Source organism: Ciceribacter sichuanensis, from assembly GCF_024055605.1.
Taxonomy (GTDB): domain Bacteria; phylum Pseudomonadota; class Alphaproteobacteria; order Rhizobiales; family Rhizobiaceae; genus Allorhizobium; species Allorhizobium sichuanense.
The window spans coordinates 308253-325530 of sequence record NZ_JAMXLX010000002.1; the positions used below are offsets into that span (position 1 = coordinate 308253).

At 60.4% G+C, this 17278-nt stretch carries 19 protein-coding genes; 10 read left to right on the forward strand and 9 right to left on the reverse strand.

Annotated features, from left to right (window positions below; genetic code table 11):
• The first annotated feature begins 22 nt into the window (after positions 1-22).
• The 3 genes from panC (at position 23) to NBH21_RS07870 (ending at position 2673) form a co-directional block, all read left to right on the forward strand.
• Positions 23-895: a pantoate--beta-alanine ligase gene (gene panC / locus NBH21_RS07860; protein ID WP_250916028.1), complete on the forward strand. Its 873-nt coding sequence runs from the start codon at positions 23-25 to the stop codon at positions 893-895.
• 1 nt (position 896) lies between these two features.
• Entirely contained in the window at positions 897-1724 is an 828-nt protein-coding gene (panB, locus tag NBH21_RS07865) for a 3-methyl-2-oxobutanoate hydroxymethyltransferase (RefSeq protein ID WP_250916027.1), read from the forward strand.
• Positions 1725-1803: 79 nt separating this feature from the next.
• Complete coding sequence (locus NBH21_RS07870) at positions 1804-2673, forward strand: aldose 1-epimerase family protein (protein ID WP_250916026.1); 870 nt, start codon at positions 1804-1806, stop codon at positions 2671-2673.
• Between the two features lie 9 nt (positions 2674-2682).
• On the opposite strand, the gene NBH21_RS07875 is transcribed toward NBH21_RS07870, so the two are convergent.
• The gene (locus tag NBH21_RS07875) at positions 2683-2931 is read right to left on the reverse strand and encodes a DUF2164 domain-containing protein (protein WP_250916025.1); all 249 of its coding nucleotides are present in this window, start codon (positions 2929-2931) and stop codon (positions 2683-2685) included.
• Between the two features lie 149 nt (positions 2932-3080).
• Between NBH21_RS07875 and NBH21_RS07880 the strand changes: the two genes are divergently transcribed.
• Together NBH21_RS07880 and NBH21_RS07885 are read left to right on the forward strand one after the other, a co-directional pair.
• Positions 3081-3791, forward strand: a complete 711-nt coding sequence (locus NBH21_RS07880; RefSeq protein ID WP_250916024.1) for an AzlC family ABC transporter permease — start codon at positions 3081-3083, stop codon at positions 3789-3791.
• A complete protein-coding gene (locus NBH21_RS07885) occupies positions 3788-4099 on the forward strand; it encodes an AzlD family protein (protein ID WP_250916023.1) in 312 nt (103 codons plus the stop codon). Before NBH21_RS07880 ends, NBH21_RS07885 begins: the two co-directional genes overlap by 4 nt.
• Before the next feature lie 27 nt (positions 4100-4126).
• Here the strand turns inward: NBH21_RS07885 and NBH21_RS07890 are convergent, their stop codons facing one another.
• Positions 4127-5968 carry an aminopeptidase P family protein gene (locus tag NBH21_RS07890; RefSeq protein ID WP_250916022.1) on the reverse strand — a complete coding sequence of 614 codons (1842 nt, stop codon included), beginning with the start codon at positions 5966-5968 and terminating at the stop codon, positions 4127-4129.
• A gap of 286 nt (positions 5969-6254) precedes the next feature.
• Between NBH21_RS07890 and NBH21_RS07895 the strand changes: the two genes are divergently transcribed.
• Positions 6255-6428, forward strand: coding sequence for a hypothetical protein (locus tag NBH21_RS07895; RefSeq protein ID WP_250916021.1), 174 nt, complete (start codon positions 6255-6257; stop codon positions 6426-6428).
• A gap of 206 nt (positions 6429-6634) precedes the next feature.
• Here NBH21_RS07895 and NBH21_RS07900 read toward each other — a convergent pair whose 3' ends face one another.
• From NBH21_RS07900 to NBH21_RS07910, 3 genes are all read right to left on the reverse strand, one after another.
• On the reverse strand, positions 6635-7525 hold the full coding sequence (locus NBH21_RS07900; protein WP_250916020.1) for a 50S ribosomal protein L11 methyltransferase: 891 nt from the start codon (positions 7523-7525) through the stop codon (positions 6635-6637).
• 121 nt (positions 7526-7646) lie between these two features.
• Entirely contained in the window at positions 7647-8246 is a 600-nt protein-coding gene (locus NBH21_RS07905) for an SCO family protein (RefSeq protein ID WP_099058250.1), read from the reverse strand.
• A gap of 159 nt (positions 8247-8405) precedes the next feature.
• Positions 8406-8564 (reverse strand): hypothetical protein, encoded by a 159-nt coding sequence (locus NBH21_RS07910; protein WP_250916019.1) that lies wholly within the window; start codon positions 8562-8564, stop codon positions 8406-8408.
• Positions 8565-8761: 197 nt separating this feature from the next.
• Between NBH21_RS07910 and NBH21_RS07915 the strand changes: the two genes are divergently transcribed.
• Complete coding sequence (locus tag NBH21_RS07915) at positions 8762-9496, forward strand: DUF2189 domain-containing protein (protein WP_250916018.1); 735 nt, start codon at positions 8762-8764, stop codon at positions 9494-9496.
• A 565-nt stretch (positions 9497-10061) separates the two neighbouring features.
• Positions 10062-10526, forward strand: coding sequence for a chemotaxis protein CheW (locus NBH21_RS07920; RefSeq protein WP_099058254.1), 465 nt, complete (start codon positions 10062-10064; stop codon positions 10524-10526).
• Positions 10527-11113: 587 nt separating this feature from the next.
• Here the strand turns inward: NBH21_RS07920 and NBH21_RS07925 are convergent.
• Both NBH21_RS07925 and NBH21_RS07930 read right to left on the reverse strand, forming a co-directional pair.
• On the reverse strand, positions 11114-11602 hold the full coding sequence (locus NBH21_RS07925; protein ID WP_250916017.1) for a CreA family protein: 489 nt from the start codon (positions 11600-11602) through the stop codon (positions 11114-11116).
• Positions 11603-11651: 49 nt separating this feature from the next.
• Positions 11652-12263, reverse strand: a complete 612-nt coding sequence (locus NBH21_RS07930; protein WP_250916016.1) for a 3'-5' exonuclease — start codon at positions 12261-12263, stop codon at positions 11652-11654.
• A 275-nt stretch (positions 12264-12538) separates the two neighbouring features.
• Between NBH21_RS07930 and NBH21_RS07935 the strand changes: the two genes are divergently transcribed.
• The gene (locus NBH21_RS07935; RefSeq protein WP_250916015.1) at positions 12539-14641 is read left to right on the forward strand and encodes a DEAD/DEAH box helicase; all 2103 of its coding nucleotides are present in this window, start codon (positions 12539-12541) and stop codon (positions 14639-14641) included.
• 142 nt (positions 14642-14783) lie between these two features.
• Here the strand turns inward: NBH21_RS07935 and NBH21_RS07940 are convergent, their stop codons facing one another.
• Both NBH21_RS07940 and NBH21_RS07945 read right to left on the reverse strand, forming a co-directional pair.
• Positions 14784-15764: an NAD-dependent epimerase/dehydratase family protein gene (locus NBH21_RS07940; protein ID WP_250916014.1), complete on the reverse strand. Its 981-nt coding sequence runs from the start codon at positions 15762-15764 to the stop codon at positions 14784-14786.
• 76 nt (positions 15765-15840) lie between these two features.
• Positions 15841-16602, reverse strand: coding sequence for a glycosyltransferase family 4 protein (locus NBH21_RS07945; protein ID WP_250916013.1), 762 nt, complete (start codon positions 16600-16602; stop codon positions 15841-15843).
• 117 nt (positions 16603-16719) lie between these two features.
• Here NBH21_RS07945 and NBH21_RS07950 point away from each other — a divergent pair, with 117 nt between their 5' ends.
• On the forward strand, positions 16720-17070 hold the full coding sequence (locus NBH21_RS07950; RefSeq protein WP_250916012.1) for a hypothetical protein: 351 nt from the start codon (positions 16720-16722) through the stop codon (positions 17068-17070).
• The last annotated feature ends 208 nt before the right edge of the window (positions 17071-17278 follow it).

The following is a 17278-nucleotide window of genomic DNA, read 5'->3' on the forward strand; positions in this document are numbered from 1 at the left end:
GTGTCAATCGGGAGGAGCCGATATGGAGACCGTCACCACTATTTCCGCCCTCCGGCAGCGGCTCGGCCCCCATCGCCGAGCCTCCCGCGACATCGGCTTCGTGCCGACCATGGGCTATCTGCATCAGGGCCATATGAGCCTTGTCGAGCGCTCCCGCGCCGAAAACGACGTCACCGTCGTCTCGATTTTCGTCAATCCGCTGCAGTTCGGCAAAAACGAGGATCTCGATCGTTATCCCCGCGACCTTCCACGCGACAGCATGATGCTGGAACTGGCTGGCGTCGATTTCCTGTTCGCTCCGCGCGTCGAGGACATGTATCCGCGGCCGATGGAAACCGTGGTCGACGTCCCGAAACTCGGCTCGGAACTGGAGGGCGAGGCCCGCCCCGGCCATTTCGCCGGTGTCGCGACCGTGGTCACCAAGCTCCTCAACATCGTCCAGCCCCATGCGGCCTATTTCGGCGAGAAGGACTACCAGCAGGTGGCCGTCATCCGCCGCATGGTCGAAGACCTCGCCCTGCCGGTCCGGGTCGTGCCGGTGCCGACGGTGCGCGAGGCGGACGGCCTCGCCTGCTCGTCGCGCAATGTCTACCTTTCGGATCAGGAACGGGCAGCGGCCGTCATCGTACCGAAGGCGCTTGAGGAAGCGGCAAGGCTACGCGCCCTTGGCCTCACCGATCCGGCCGAAATGGAACGTTCGCTCTCCGCATTCATCGCCGCCGAACCGCTGGCGACACCGGAAGTCGTGGCAGTGCGTCACCCGGATACGCTGATGCCGCTTTCAACCCTCGACGGTCCCTTCCTGGTCCTTCTCTATGTCCGCGTCGGCAAGACGAAGCTGCTCGACAACCGCGTCATCGGCAACGCCGCCGCCAGAGGCAGAGAGGCCGCCTGAGATGAGCACACCACCCCGTCAGAAGCGCCTCACGCCCGCCGACATCCCCGCTCTCAAGGGCAATCGACCCGTCGTGTCGCTGACCGCCTACACGACGCCGATGGCGCGCCTGCTTGATCCGCATTGCGATTTCCTGCTGGTCGGTGACAGTCTCGGCATGGTGCTCTACGGCATGGACACCACCGTCGGTGTCACCATGGAAATGATGATCGCCCACGGCCAGGCTGTCATGCGCGGTGTCTCCCGCGCCTGCGTCGTCATCGACATGCCCTTCGGTTCCTATCAGGAATCGAAGGAACAGGCATTCCGCTCGGCAGCCCGTATCATGAAGGAAACCGGGTGCGACGGCGTGAAGCTGGAAGGCGGCGCGGAAATGGCCGAGACCGTGGCCTTTCTCGTCCAGCGCGGCATACCGGTGCTCGGTCATGTCGGGCTGATGCCGCAGCAGGTCAACACATCGGGCGGCTACCGCTCCAAGGGCCATAGCGAGAAGGAGGCGGACAAGATCCGCCGCGATGCCCGCGCCATCGATGAGGCCGGCGCCTTTGCCATCGTCATCGAAGGCACGGTCGAGCCGCTGGCCCGCGAGATCAGCGGCTCGGTATCCGCCGCGACCATCGGCATCGGCGCGTCTCCGGCCTGCGACGGCCAGATCCTCGTCTCGGACGACATGCTCGGCCTCTTCAACGACTTCAAGCCGCGTTTCGTCAAACACTATGCCGAACTGGCGCAAGTGATATCGAAGGCTGCGGAAGACTATGCCGGTGAAGTCCGCGCCCGCGCCTTCCCCGGCCCCGAACATACTTTCCAGCCGCGTCCGAAAGGCTGACGGCCCAGCACCGTTCCACGATTGAAAACTGTCATCCCCCGCCCCTATGGTAAGCCAACGGGAATCGAAGGGACCAGCCATGCCGGAAATCGTCAGCATCACCAATGATCGCCTTACCGTCGAGGTTTCCTCGTCTGGCGCGGAAATGCAGTCGCTTGTCTCGTCGGATGGCCGCTCATGGCTTTGGAACGGCAACGCAACCTGGTGGTCGGGCCGATCCCCTATCCTCTTCCCGATCGTCGGCAAGGCACCGGGCAACAAACTGACTATCGATGGCCGGCAGGTCGATATGGCGCAGCACGGCTTTGCCCGCCGCAACGAATTTGCACTCGTGAACCAAACGCAGACGAGTTGTGCACACCGGTTGACGGCAACGGATGCGACACGCTCCGTTTATCCCTTCGAATTTACACTCACGCTCATTCATTCGCTCAACGGCAACACGCTCACCGTTGCTGCCGAGGTCGAAAATCTGGACGAGAAACCAATGCCCTTCGGGATAGGTTTCCACTCCGCCTTCTCGTGGCCTCTACCCGGTGCAGAAGGCAAGCAGCATATGGTGCTGCTCGCAAACCGGGCGGAACCGCCTTTGGCACGTCTGGAGGATGGACTTCTACGTGCCGACCGCCTTCCTTCACCCTTCGCCGAGGGAAAGCTGGAGATATCGCCTGAAATGTTCGTCGAAGACGCGATGATCTTCACGGAGGGAACGGGAACAGCCCTCACCTATGGCGTCGATGGCGGTGAAGCTCTGCACTTCAGCTTCGAGAACCTGCCGAATCTCGCGCTCTGGACCAAGCCCAGCGCGCCCTTCCTTTGCGTCGAGCCCTGGCACGGCACGGCCGCGGCCGTCGGCGCTTCCGACGATATCACGAAACGGCCCTTCACGAAGATATTGCCGCCGGGCGAAAAGGCCCGCTTCGCCTTTACCGTCGAAATCCCCGCCTGACGCGGGCCTTCAGGAGCCGACCGGGCGCTCAAGCTGGTAGATCGCATCGCCAAGGCTTTCGACCTGCCGGGCGAACAGCGCCTGAGCATCGTGCAGGCCACGATTGTAATGAAGTGCGCCAACCGTGCCCGCCATGAACTCGATCAGGCTTTCCGCCTCGAAGCGGCCGAGCTTCACGTCGTATTCGGTATCGACGTGCTTTTGTACGGCCGCCACCAGCGCGGCCAGCTGCTCGGGTGAAAAATCGGGTTTTGCCATGGCCGGCGTTCCTTTCGTTCAAGAAATCCCCGCCGAGTTGCGCGAGGTAGTGATGGCGATCAATTCACCGCGATAAACCATCACGCGAATTGGTTTGTATATCAGTGCCTTTTGCGACAGTGAAAAGCCGATCACAACAGAGACGAACGATGCGAAGCGACTTTATCGAGGGCATGCGCGGCAGCATGCCGATCCTTTTCTCTACGATGCCGTTTGCAACGCTATTCGGGGCGCTTGCCGTCGCCAATGGCCAGACGGTTGCCGAGGCGACGCTGATGAGCGCCAGCGTCTTTGCCGGTGCAAGCCAGCTCGTCGGCATCGAGCTATTCGGTCATTCGGTGCCGATATGGGTGATCGTACTGTCGATCCTCGCCGTCAACTTCCGGCACGTGCTCTATTCGGCGGCAATCGCCCCGTTCGTCGGCCATTTCACCCTGTCTCAGAAGGCCATGAGCTTCTTCCTGCTCACGGACCCGCAATTCGCCGAAACGCTGACCCGAGGCGAAACCGGCCGTCCCGTGACCTTCGCCTGGTACATGGGATTTGCCATCACGATCTACGTTCCCTGGGTGGCAATGACGACCGTCGGCGGCCTGCTCGGCAGCGTGATGGGCAATCCCTCGAACTGGGGCATCGACGTGCTGTTGCCGATCTATTTCATGGGCCTCGTTCTGGGCTTCCGTAAGCGCAACAACTTCCTTCCGATCGTGATCGTCAGCGCGCTCGTTTCCGTGGTCGCCCAGAAGCTCGTCGGTTCTCCCTGGCATGTCAGCATCGGCGCCATCGCCGGCGTGGCGCTCGCCGCCCTGCTGCCGCCGAAGAAGATCGAAGATGCTGCGAAAGAGGAGACCGCCCGATGAGCACTTTCCTCACACCCTACATGACGTTGCTGATTGCGGCAGCGGCAGTCGCCACCTTCATCACCCGCATCGCCGGCTACATTCTGGTGAAGCGGCTGAAGACCATACCGCCGCGGCTGGAGGCGGCGCTGAACGCAGTTCCCGCAGCCGTGCTTACTACGCTCGTCGCCCCCGCTTTCTTTTCCGGAGGGACCGACGTCAAGGTCGCGATGGCGGCTTCGTTGCTGATCGGGCTGCGCTTTTCGGCAATCCCGATGCTCATTGGCGGTTGGATCGTAGTAATGGCGGCGCGCCAGTTCATGATGTAACGCGCCGCCGATATCGAGGGGACCGGATCAGATCTCGCGACGGAACGGTTCCGTCATACGCTCCAACCATTCGCGGATCTTGGGATCATGGATGAGCGGCATCAGCTCGGCCCGGGTCTTGTCATGATAAGCGTCGAGCCAGCGCAATTCTTCGTCGGTCAGGAGATCCGTGTCGACGAGATATTTGTCGATCGGCACATAGGTCAGCGTCTCGAAGGAGAGCATCGGCTGGTCGCCGCCCTCGACGGGTTCCGCCTCGCGCACATAGAGCAGGTTCTCGATACGGATACCGAAATGACCCGGACGGTAATAGCCGGGCTCGTTTGAGAGGATCATGCCCGGCAGCAATTCCTGCGTCGAAAGACGCGAAATGCGCTGCGGCCCCTCATGTACCGAGAGGTAGGAGCCGACGCCATGCCCGGTTCCATGGGCGAAGTCCGCACCCGCCTTCCAGAGAGCGATGCGGGCCAGCGGATCAAGGTCACAACCGCGTGTCCCTTTCGGAAAGCGCGCCGTGCTGATGGCAATCATGCCCTTCAGCACAAGGGTAAAGAACCGCCGCTGCTCATCCGGCACCGGGCCGATGGCGATCGTACGGGTGATATCCGTCGTGCCGTTCACGTATTGCGCGCCTGAATCGATCAGGAACATTTCGCCCGACTTCAACGGACGGTCCGTCTCAGTCGTGACCCGGTAGTGAATGATCGCGGCATGTTCGCCGGCACCGGAAATCGTGTCGAAGGAGATGTCCTTGAGCGGGTTCTGCATCCGCTCTCCGACCCGCGCCCGCGCCTCCTCCAGCGCCTTCGTTGCGGCAATCTCGCTGACCGTACCCGGATGCTGTCCGTCCAGCCAATGCAGGAACTCGGTAACCGCCACGCCGTCCTGCAGATGGGCGGCCGCAGAACCATTCAGTTCCACGCTGTTCTTGGTCGCCCGCGGTATCCTGACGGGATCGGCCCCCTCGATGACATTGCCACCATGGACGCGAATGAGTTCGACCAGCGCGAACGGCGCGAGATCGGGGTCGATGAGAATGCTCACGCCCTTGGACGCCAAATGCGCCAGCCTGCCGGTCAGAAGTTCCGGATCGACCTGTTCGCAGAGCTGTCCGAGATAGGCCTCGGCCTCAATGCCGGTCTTGCGCTTGTCGAGGAATAGTTCCGCCTTGCCATCGGCATGGATGATGGCGCGCGCCAGCGGATGCGGCGTGTGCGGAACGTCAGCGCCGCGAATGTTGAAAATCCAGGCGACGGAGGAAGGATCGGTGATCAAAACCGCCGCGATCCCCTTATCCTTCAGGTCCATGGCGATCTTCGCAATCTTGTCCCGCGCCAGCAGGCCGGAATAAGCGATGGTCTGGATCGTCACGGCGCCGAGCGGTTCCTCCGGCCGGTCGGTCCAGATGCCATCGACGGGGTTGCGCGTCAGAAAGACGAGCGCTCCGTCCTTCTCTGCCAGCGCCTTTTCCAGCCGGCGCACTTCGGCAGTCGTGTGCAGCCACGGATCGATGCCGAGCTGGAAGCCCGTATGGGTATGGGTCCGCACCCACCGGTGCGGCGGCTCCCCCACCAGATCGCCACCGGTAAAGACCGACTGGTCCACCTGCTGGACAAGCTGCGTGGTGTAACGACCATCGACGAACACCACAGCCTGTCCCGCCGTCACCAGCACCTGTCCGGCCGAACCGGTGAACCCCGTGAGCCAGGAAAGCCTCTCTGCCGAAGCCGGTACATATTCGCCCTGATATTCGTCGGCGCGAGGCACAAGCAGCCCGTCAATACCGAGGTCTGCAAACTGCGCTCTCAACGCCTCGATACGCTCGCGGCCATATTGCGGAGTGGAGGTGACGTCAAAGGACTGAAACATGGGGACTACCTGCCTTGAGGATTCGTGGCATCGCTTATAGCAAGCCTCGCTGCCCCTGCCCATTTCCAACCGCAAAAGACGGCAGCCATCCAAAATGACGCGTCGCGGCATCGAAAAACAGGCGCAATGCACAAATGCATAAAATCGCGTCAAAAACATCCAAGATACACTTAAGATTTGCACTTGATGCATAGCACCTTTGAGACAAAGCACCTGCCTCTATCGCATTGCACAATCTATATGGCGCTCATCGAACGACTTAAACGAGTGGACAAGGAATACGGCAATGGCAGGATCGCTCTTGCAGAACGGATACCGCCAGATCATCGCTAACCGCGAGTGCCAGGCTCAACGCCGCCTGACTGGCGCTCTGCTCGACAGGAACAACAGCATTTTCCTGCGCCTGGACGCTCCGCGCGAGCAGATTCGCCGCAAGGAACGGCAGCACGCATTCTTCTGAGATCCGGAGAGCGCGGCCTGACCGCGTTCTCGACGGAAAGCACTCCCGCTTGAGCGATCCTCCCAAGGCTCGCGGGACCTGGACCGGCAAGATCGGTCCTGCAAGGCGGCATCACAGATGCCGCCTTTTGCTTTGCCTTTTTCTGAATTCAACTCGCTATGCCACGACAGCAATGCTGCGATGCAGCATTGCGGGGCGTCGCCTGCTTACCGGCGATGGCTTTCGTGCCGCAGGTGGATGGTCACCCAGCCATTGCGCCAGATGGTGCGCACATGGGCAAGACCCGCGCCGTTATAGGCCGCCAGCACCTTCCAGCGTTGCGCTGCGAGAATGCCTGATAGAATGACCGAACCGCCGGGCGCCAGATTGGCCACGAGCTGCGGCGCCATCTTCATCAGCGGTCGGGCAAGGATATTCGCGATAATGAGATCGAACGGACCGCGCTGACGGAATGCCGTCGAATGGAAACCGGGAGCCACGCGGAAATCGATCCCTTCGACGACACCGTTGCGCCGCGCATTCTCGCGCGCGACACGGACAGCAATAGGATCGATATCGGTCGCCAGCACCGGCACCGGCAAGAGCTTGCGCACGGCGATGGCAAGCACGCCGCTGCCCGTGCCGAGATCGAGCGCATTGGCAACAGGCCTTGAACGCACGACTTCCTCGATGACCTCGAGGCAGCCGGCCGTCGTTCCGTGATGGCCGGTGCCGAAGGCCTGCCCTGCATCGATCTCGATTGCCACATCGTTCGGCTGCACCTTGTCCCGGTCATGGGAACCGTGAACGAGGAAACGCCCTGCCCTGACCGGCGTCAGCCCTTCCAGCGACTTGGCGATCCAGTCGATGTCGGGAATCACCTCACGCTCGACCGGCAGGTCGGGATATTCTTCGGAAAGCAAGGCGACGACACGCTCGTTCACCTCTTCTTCCTCATCGAACATCATGTAGACGGAAGCCTGCCAGACGTCGTTCTTCTCGTCCACCTCGGTCGTGGCGATGGCGAAGTCCTCCTCGCCGAAAGCAAAGCTCATGAGATCGAGGATACGGTTCGCATGCTGCTCCGTGGTGGTGACGAAAAGACGGATTTCGCTCACGATCGATGGTCCTGTGACGTTGGAAAAGGTTTCAAGCGCAAACGCCGCGCTGCTTGCGTCTGCGCTACACCGTCGCCTTGCAGATGGCAACCTTCCAGAGTGTCGTATCCGGTATGCAGGGTCAGCCCTTGGCGAGATTTTCAAGCTTCTTCATGGCCACATCGGGATTTTCGCCATAGGCAATGGTGCCGACGAAGCGCCCTTCCGCATCCAACAGGAAGACAGAGGCCGTGTGATCCATGGTGTAATCCCCGTTCGGATCCTTCTCATCCAGGGGAACCTTTCGGGCATAGACCCGGAAGCCCTTGATGACCTCGGCCACCTTGTCCGGAGCGCCGGAAATGCCGACCACCCGGTCGGTCACGTTGGAGATGTAGGTGCCGAGAATTTCCGGCGTGTCACGCTCGGGATCCACCGACACGAAATAGGCCTGCAGCTTGCTCTTGTCGGGATCGACCTTGGCGAGCCAGCCATCGAGTTCGAACAACGTCGTCGGGCAGACTTCCGGGCAATGGGTAAAGCCAAAGAACAGCGCCGTCGGCTTGCCGCGGAAGGCCTGTTCGGTGATGGGCTTGCCGCTCTGATCGGTCAACTGAAACGGCACGCCGAACGGCCCTTCAGCCATCTTCGTCTTCGATTGCGTCACGGCAAGCGTCAGCCAGCCAAGAACACCGGCCATGATCAATACGCCGACCCAGAGGAAAATCCGAAACGTCTTCATCTATTCCATCCTCGCGCCCCGCTACCCAGGCGGTCGCACACATTCTTAACATGCCGATACGCCGCCGGCGCAGGAAGTGCAAATCAACAGCCTGTCAAAAAGAGAGACCGCGCGGTTTTGCCTCGCCCGGAGGCAACGACCGCGTTTCCGGCAGGGTCATCAGAAGCAGAGTGAAAAGCCGTTCTCGGACAGCGCAAGAAAGATCGCAGCGCCATGCTGAAGCCAGCCGGCAAAAGCAAGCGTAACGGCCATCGAAAGCCCCGCCGCGACAACGGCGACCACTGCAATGCGCGGAAATACAGGAGCGATCTGGTTCATGACTCGTTTATAATATTTCCCGCCTATCGCTGAAAGTGCAAACTTTCCGAAACACATTCAAGAAAGTTGATGAAATGGACAGCGCTTTCTGAGACGCTTTGAGAATGATCGCTGGTAGCGACCTAGAGTCTTGGGAGGGACGAATGGGAGAGCAGGCCTTACAGGCATTTCCGCAACAGAAATTGCGGATCAATCACATGAAACTCGACGACGTATGGGCGGCATTGCGCGAAGGTGTGAATGACTTCCGCCGCTATCCCCAGTTCGGACTTTTCTTCGGCGGGATCTACGCGCTCGGCGGCCTGTTCATCGTGACGGTACTGATCCGCTATCATCTGCCTTGGATGATCATACCCGTCGCCATCGGCTTTCCCCTGATCGGCCCTTTCGTCGCAGTCGGCCTTTACGAAGTCAGCCGCCGCCATGAAAAGGGAGAGCCCATCACCTGGAAAGGCGTGCTGACTGAAGTCTTCCGCCAGCGGGAGCGCCAGCTCTCCTGGATGGCATTCGCCGTGCTGTTCGTCTTCTGGATCTGGATTTACCAGGTGCGCCTGCTGCTCGCCCTTTTCCTCGGCTTCAAGATCCCGGCGACCCTTGCCGCATTCTTCACGCTTCTTACCACGACACCGGAAGGGATTGCCTTCCTGATGGTCGGCACTGTCGTCGGAGCGCTTCTTGCTACCATTCTGTTTTCCCTGACCGTCATCTCGATGCCGCTGCTGCTCGATCACGATATCGATTTCGTCACGGCAATGATTACCAGCATCCGGGTCGTGTTCGAAAACCCCGTACCCATGTTCGCGTTCGGCCTGATCGTAGCGGCCGCGGCGATTCTCGCCCTCCTGCCGGCATTCCTCGGACTTTTTGTCGTGCTGCCGATCTTGGGGCATGCGACTTGGCACCTTTACTCCCGGGCGATCGCCCGGGTCTGACGATGACGGACCGGGCCTCTCGAGAATTAGCCGCCGCCGCCCCACAATTTTGTGGTTGGGGCCTGCAATATTAGCCGTTGTTTAACGCATATTCGCGATTCTTCAGTTTGCGAGATGATCGTTACAGATCATTCGGACATCACGTCCGCCGGGACGCGTTCCTTTCTCCTCGGCCCTCCGCATGCATGTGAACGATATTGCCGGCGCTCAGCGTCGGCACTCGGTGGGCTTTGGGGAGGCATATGCTCAATTTCGTATCGGCAGACATGCCCGCCAGTCGGTCAGCATCCGCTGACGCATGGCTCCGCGGCAACATGCGGCCGGCCGTCCGGGATGTCGGGACCGCATTCGGTATCTCTCGCAAACAATTCGCCGGCTCGACCGGCCAATACGAGATGGGCGGCGCGACCGTCGTCTCCCGCCACTTCGCGCCGGCAGGAACCGACGCATCTCCACAGCCATCGTCCGCGCGCAACCTGACAGACAGGATCGCGGTGACATCCAACCTTAGCGCCGCCGTTTCCAGCCGGACCGGGGCAGCAGACAACCGGGAAGAGTTCTAACCATGAGCAATGCCATCAAACAGTCCGGGGCCTACCTCGAAATCGTCTCTTTTCATCTGGGCGATCAGGAATTCTGCATCGACATCATGGCAATCCGCGAAATTCGCGGTTGGGCGCCGGTGACCCCGATGCCGCACACGCCGCCTTATGTGCTGGGCCTCATCAACCTGCGTGGCGCCGTGATTCCGGTTATCGATATGGCCTGCCGCCTCGGCATGAAGATGACGGAGCCCTCCGAGCGCGCCGCCATCATCGTCACCGACATTGCCGGCAAGCTGGTCGGCCTGCTGGTCGAGCAGGTTTCCGACATGATGACCATCAAGGCCGAAGACCTGCAGCCGGCTCCGGAGATCATTCCGGAAGAACAGCGCGCCTTCTGCCGCGGTATCGTGGCTCTGGAAAAGTCGATGGTCTGCTTCCTCAACCTCGACACCGTCATCGCCGACGAGCTCGCCCAGGCCGCCTGATCCGCCCCAATACGGCTCTTTTCCCGACCGAAACCCGACTCTGCCGGGTTTCGGTTTTTTTGTATTCGGGAACAACGGATTAAAATTTTCAACCGCAGGCCAAACCGCAGATCAACCCGAACCAATATTCGGAAGTTAAAAACGTAATATTCGCCCTTTATTCTGATGTTTATCCTTCACCCAACATGTGAAGGGCCGTTTTCCCGCATATTCCCCGGCAAATATGCTGGCAACAATTGGCAGATATGCTCTGCCTGTCCATCGACGGGGTTTATGGAGCAGCCTGCACCGCACGACGTTATCCCGGCACGGCTCCAAAGATAAAAAAGCTGCGTTCCGGAATGGCTACTATCCGAAACACAGCTTTTTCAACTGAAGTCCAGGAAGCGTTGGCTGCCTGGTCTGGCAAGCACGAACAGTTGACGGTCGAAAATGGGGTGACACGACCGCCTGCCAGTGCTGCCGGAACTTTCGCAAACTCTACAAGTAAACGGAAGTGACCGCGCTCACAAAAAACCGGTACAATCGGCTTTTGGATCGATCATTTTTGGCACAATTATTCCGATCCCACAAAAATTTAAGGGTTATCAGGGTTTACCCTTGGTCCACGTGACCGGCTCGTTGAACAGCGGCACCGTCGAGATCGCCATCTTGGCGGAGCCGTCGACGACCTGACGGGAGTGAATGAGATAGATCAGCGTGTCGTTGGCCTTGTCGTAGATCCGGTTGACCACGAGCTGTTTCCAGATGAGCGACATGCCCTCGCGAAACACTTCCTCCCCCTCCTTCGAAAGATCGATGTCGCCGATCTCGATCGGCCCCGTCTGGCGGCATGCAATCGAGTTGTTGGAGGGATCCTCGAACCAGTTGCCCTTCGACAGACGGTCGATGATCGAGCGATCGAAATAGGTGACATGGCAGGTCACGCCCTTGATCTTGGGATCCGTAACCGCCTCCACGACGATATCGTTGCCGACCCAATCGACGCCGACCTTGCCAACCTCCTCGGCGGATGCGGGGGAAACAATCGCCGACAGCAGGATGCCGGCGGCAAGGACATTGGATCTAAGCGACATGAAGACCTCCGGTAGTGTCACGCTACTGAGATAAGCGTGGCACACGGCCTTACAAGACGGAAGCGCCTTTCGTCTTGCGACGAACGGAACATGCCTCATAGCCACCGCGATAAAGCCGTCCCGGCGAAATACCGAGGCTTGCCGCCAGCTCCGGAATTCCATCCGCACGTTGCTGCCGGGCCATGGCGATGGAGGCAATAGCGCAGACATGGGCATCTTCCGCCGCGTTATGGTGTGAGAATGACAGGCCAAGATGAGCTGCCAGCACGTTCAGCCGATGCGATCCGAGTTCCGGCCACGCCCGCTGGGAGAGCTTGACGCTGCAGACATAGGAAAGCTCGGGATAGGGCAGCCGATAGGCATCGAGCGATGCCCGCCAGACGGAAAAGTCGAAGGCGGCATTATGCGCGATCATCATGGCGCCATCGAAATCGTCGGCGAACTCGTCCATGACCTCCGGAAACTCCCCGGCGTCTTCGACATCCTCGGGCCGAATGCCATGAATGGCGATATTGAACGAAGAAAACCGCATCGACTTCGGTCGGATCAGCCGTTCCTCGACCCGCACCACCTTGCCATCCTCGATAAAGGCGAGCCCGACCGAACAGGCGCTGCCGCGCTCCTCATTGGCGGTCTCGAAATCGATGGCAATGGCTTTCAAGGGATAGATCTCCCGGAATCGTTGAACCCGGATGGTCATAGAACCTGCAGACGCCGTGCGCAAACAGGACATTCGACCACCATTGCCACTGTTGGCTCCGCGTACAGCCTTATGTCGCCATCTTTATTGCCTTTTCGCCTCTCTCCCCCTGTACATCTACCTGTTTGCCGGATAGGAACGCCCTCAACGACGGACCGCTTCTGGCGGCCGATGGCGCACGAGCGCCCGACAGGCATCCAGCGAGATGCGCAACACCAGGTTCGAAAGACGATTCAATGACAGAATTTGACGGCATCGCGCCGCCGATCGCAGAGGCATTGTCGAAGCGCGGCTATGCCACCCTGACTCCGGTGCAGCAGGCCATGCTCGACCCCGAGCTTGCCGGCGCAGATGCGCTGGTTTCGGCCCAGACGGGTTCCGGCAAGACGGTCGCTTTCGGACTGGCTCTGGCCCCCACGCTGCTTGACGGCGAGACCCGCTTTGGCCGTGCCTCCGCCCCTCTGGCACTCGCCATTGCCCCTACGCGCGAACTGGCGCTGCAGGTCATGCGCGAGCTCGAATGGCTCTACGAGATGACCGGTGCGACGATCGCCTCCTGCGTCGGCGGCATGGATATTCGCACGGAACGGCGCGCACTCGAGCGTGGCGCCCATATCGTCGTCGGCACGCCTGGCCGTCTGCGCGACCACATCACCCGCAACGCGCTTGATCTCTCTAAAATCCGCGCCGTCGTGCTCGACGAAGCCGACGAGATGCTCGATCTCGGCTTCCGCGAGGATCTGGAGTTCATTCTCGAATCGGCACCGGATGAACGCCGCACGCTGATGTTCTCGGCAACCGTTCCTAAGTCGATCGCCGATCTCGCCCGTAACTACCAGCGCGACGCAAAACGCATTGCCACCGCGGGCGAAAGAAAGCAGCACGTCGATATCGACTACCGCGCGCTCATGGTCGTGCCGTCCGACAAGGAAAACGCGATCATTAACGTCCTGCGTTACTACGAGGCGCGCAACGCCATCGTGTTCTGCTCGACCCGCGCCGCCGTCAACCACCTGACGTCCCGCCTGCACAATCGCGGCTTCTCCGTCGTCGCACTCTCCGGCGAACTCAGCCAGAACGAACGCACCCACGCGCTGCAGGCCATGCGCGACGGCCGCGCCCGCGTCTGCATCGCGACCGACGTCGCTGCACGCGGTATCGACCTGCCCGGCCTCGAACTGGTCATCCATGCCGACCTGCCGAGCAACCCGGAAACCCTTCTCCACCGCAGCGGCCGTACCGGCCGCGCCGGCAACAAGGGCGTGTCCGCCCTGATCGTTCCGATGAGCAATCGCCGCAAGGCAGAACGCCTGCTGGAAAACGCCAAGATTGCCGCGAACTGGGCCAAGCCGCCGTCAGCCGATGAAGTTACCCGCCGCGACGACGAACGCCTTCTCGGCGATCCGCTGTTCCTCGACAAGGTAAACGAAGACGAGAGCGGTGCCGTCGCTGAATTGCTCGAAAAGCACGGTGCCGAGCAGGTTGCAGCCGCCTTCGTCCGGCTCTATCGCAGCGGCCGCTCGGCACCGGAAGACCTGATCGACGTCACCGTCTCCCCGGAACGCAAGCGCCGCGAACGGGATGGCGATGACGCGTCGCGCCCCGCACATAGCGAATTGCGTCCGCGCGAAAACTTCGGCCCGAGCGTCTGGTTTTCGCTCTCGGTCGGCCGCCGGCAAAATGCCGAGCCGCGCTGGCTGATCCCCATGCTCTGCCGTCACGGCCAGATTTCCAAGGTCGATATTGGCGCCATCAAGATGCAGCCGGAAGAGACCTTCGTCGAACTCGCGGCGGGCAGCGCTGAACACTTCCTCGCAGCTCTCGGTCCCAACAAGACGATAGACCGCGGCATCACCGTGCAGCCGCTCGACGGCGTCCCGGATTTCAACGCCCCTCCGAAGGAGCGTCCTTTCCGCGAGAAGCGCGAATTCGGCGACAACAAACCCTATGGCGAAAAGCGCGACTTCGGTGACAAGAAGCCGTATGGCGACAAGAAACCCTACGGTGATAAGAAGCCTTACGGTGACAAGCCCGCCGGCAAGCGCCGCTTCGACGACGACATGGTGAAGGCCGACGCGGAAGTCTGGGGCGATGCACCTGCCCGCAAGCCTGAAGGTGACCGCGACTTCGGCAAGAAGCCTTTCACGAAAAAGCCGAAGGCAGCCGGTGCTGGCGACAACCGTACCTGGGACAAGCCCGCAAAGGGCGACTGGGCTGGCAAGGAACGCGCCGGCAAGCCGGGCAAGCCCGGTGGCAAGTTCAACGACCGTGGTTTTGATAACCGCGGAGGCAGCGGCCCGGACGGCAAGCCGAAGAGGAAGAGCCGTCCCAACGGCTGAGGACAGAAATTGGGGCATCTCAGGTGAAACAGATCATCGCCGATGCTCCAGCTCGTCACCTCCCGTTCCGCATGCAGAACCGTCAGGTTCTCTTGCTGATTCCGGAGAGAGAACCCGATAGGCCCGACCCTTTGCGTCGGGCTTACGCTGCCCTGCCTGCGGCAAACCTCAGATGCTCCAGCATGTGCGCTATGCCCTGACCAAGGTCGATGGACGGGGAAAGCCCGTAGTCGGACTGCAGTTCCGTATCGCCGCAGCGGAAGAAAACCCCTTCCGGCTTGTCGGAAAGGCCTGAAACTTTCGGCTCCCATCCAATCTGCCGAGCCACTTCCTTCGCCAGTGCAATGAACGAAGTGGCGACACCCGTCGACAGGTTGAGACTTGCCCCCGACGGCAGCCGGTCGACCGTTCGCCAGATAAAATCCACGCAATCCGAGATATGGATGAAGTCGCGGCACTGCCGGCCGGAGCCCCAGACGTACACTTCGTCCTGCCCCCTTTCGCCCATCAGCCGCTTGCAGATCGCCGGAAAGGGATAGGCAAGGTCCTGATCCTCGCCGTAGCCGCTAAAGGGCCGGTAAGCGATGGCCCGCCCGCCATAGCGCTCCACATAGAGCTTCATCAGGAATTCACCGGTGAGCTTTGCCCAGCCATAGCTGAGATCGGGAACGCCGATATCGTTCTCAAAGGAGATCATGTCCTCGCTGAGGAGCTTATGTCCGCTCGGCCCCTGCAAGCCGATGGGATAGGCGGCACTTGAGCTGAAGAATACCACGCAGCCGGGCTTCGTTTCCGCCGCCCATTTCCACATCTGCGCGTCGATGGAGAGATCTTCCGCAACGTAGAGGGTTTGCGTCTCCAGCATGACCCTTCCGCCCACCATGGCGGCAAGGTGATAGACATAGTCGAAACGCTCGGTGGAGCGGGCGAAATATTCGCGACAATCCTGATACACAAAGGTGAAGCGCCCTTTCGGTGGAACCATCCAGCGTTCAGGGCGGAGCGCTCCCGTGCCGGCAACGAGGGCGTCGACACAAACGACATCGAAGCCCTCTTCCAGAAGCCTGGCGCAGATATGCCTTCCAACGAAGCCGGCGCCGCCGGTCACCAAAGCCCTTGCCATACTGTTGACACTCCCCGCAAACCCGTTCCCATCTTCAACCTCGGCCTGTCCCATGGACCGGCTGCGAAGCCATAGGCTAGTGAATCAGCTGAACCTTTTCCGGCACGGAGCCGACCTCTGCTTCCTCCACGTCCGATGGCTTTGACCTTTGATAGATATCGGAGAGACGCCGGCTCCACTCGTAGCCGTCCGGCGCGATGCGCTTGCCATATTCATAAGCGCCTTCGCTGAGGCGTCGGACAGTTACAACGCTATCCATCATCGCCATCTTTTCGGCCAGCGATGCGGCGTTGCCGCTCTCGAAGACGAGGCCGGCGCCATTGCCTGCTACCTCTTCGGCAATCAACGCATTGCTGCTGACGATCACCGGAATGCCGCTCATCATTGCCTCCGCGGCCACCAGTCCATACGGTTCCGGCATGCGCGAGGGCATGAGGAAGAAGCGCGCTTCGCCAGCAATCCGCTGAACTTCGCTATCCTCCAGCCAGCCGGGCACGTAACAATTTGGCAGGGCGTCCCGCATTTCCTTGAGCAACGGTCCTTGACCGATCAGCGTGGCGGTGCGGCCGGTCATATTGAGAGCTTCGGCAAGCGTCCGCACGCCCTTCTCCCAGGTCATGCGACCGAGGAAAAGCGTCCGGTCGTTCTGCCAGGCCCTCACAGGTTCAGCGGTCAGTGGCTTGCAGGGCGTGCGCAACGTGCGGAAATGCTTGAGGCCAGCGCTGCGAAGATAGGGCTCCATGTTTTCATGGGCGAGAATGACCTCCACCCGGTTCCAGAATGTCTGCCCGGCAGAACGCTGCGTCAGCATCCGCCCGACACGCCACAGTTTGTGCATGTAGTTGCGCTTGTCGCAGTTGCTGCAAACACACGCTGTCGACATCGGTTGATAATTGCAGACGTCGCCTGTCCTGAAATTCAGGTAACCGCCATTCGGACAGTTGAGGAAGAAATCATGGGCAGTGATGATCACGCGGGCTCGGTGGCGGGCAAGAGCGTGAAAGATGGAGGGCGAGAGGATCTGCGACCAGCCGTGCACGTGAACTACGGTCTCCTCGTCGCCCTCGGCAAGCATATTGTCCAACGCTTCGTAAGCACGGCGATTGTAGTTTCGGTCGATAACATCCCGAAGGCGAACACCATCACGCAAGGGCCGCTCTCCGAGAGAAGTCACCTTCGCTCCGGGAAAACGGGCGCGCACGCCCTCTCCATCGTCACCGACAAGGACCGAACAGTTCATCCCGGCCGCTATGCCAGCCTCGATACACTGCATCGCAACCTTGGTTGCGCCACCCAGAACAACTGACACATCGTTTACAACAAGAAGCCGCATATCGCCGTGGTCCACCAATAAAGAACCAAACGACGGAGGGTGTGAAATACCCTCAGACTCCCCAGCCGGCCCATCGTTCTCAACGACAATTGACGTACATTTAAGGGTGGTAGTTCAATTTATCCTTTTGAGTTATTCCACTGGATATTCCGACTATACGCCCCGATTAAAAGAGCCAGCG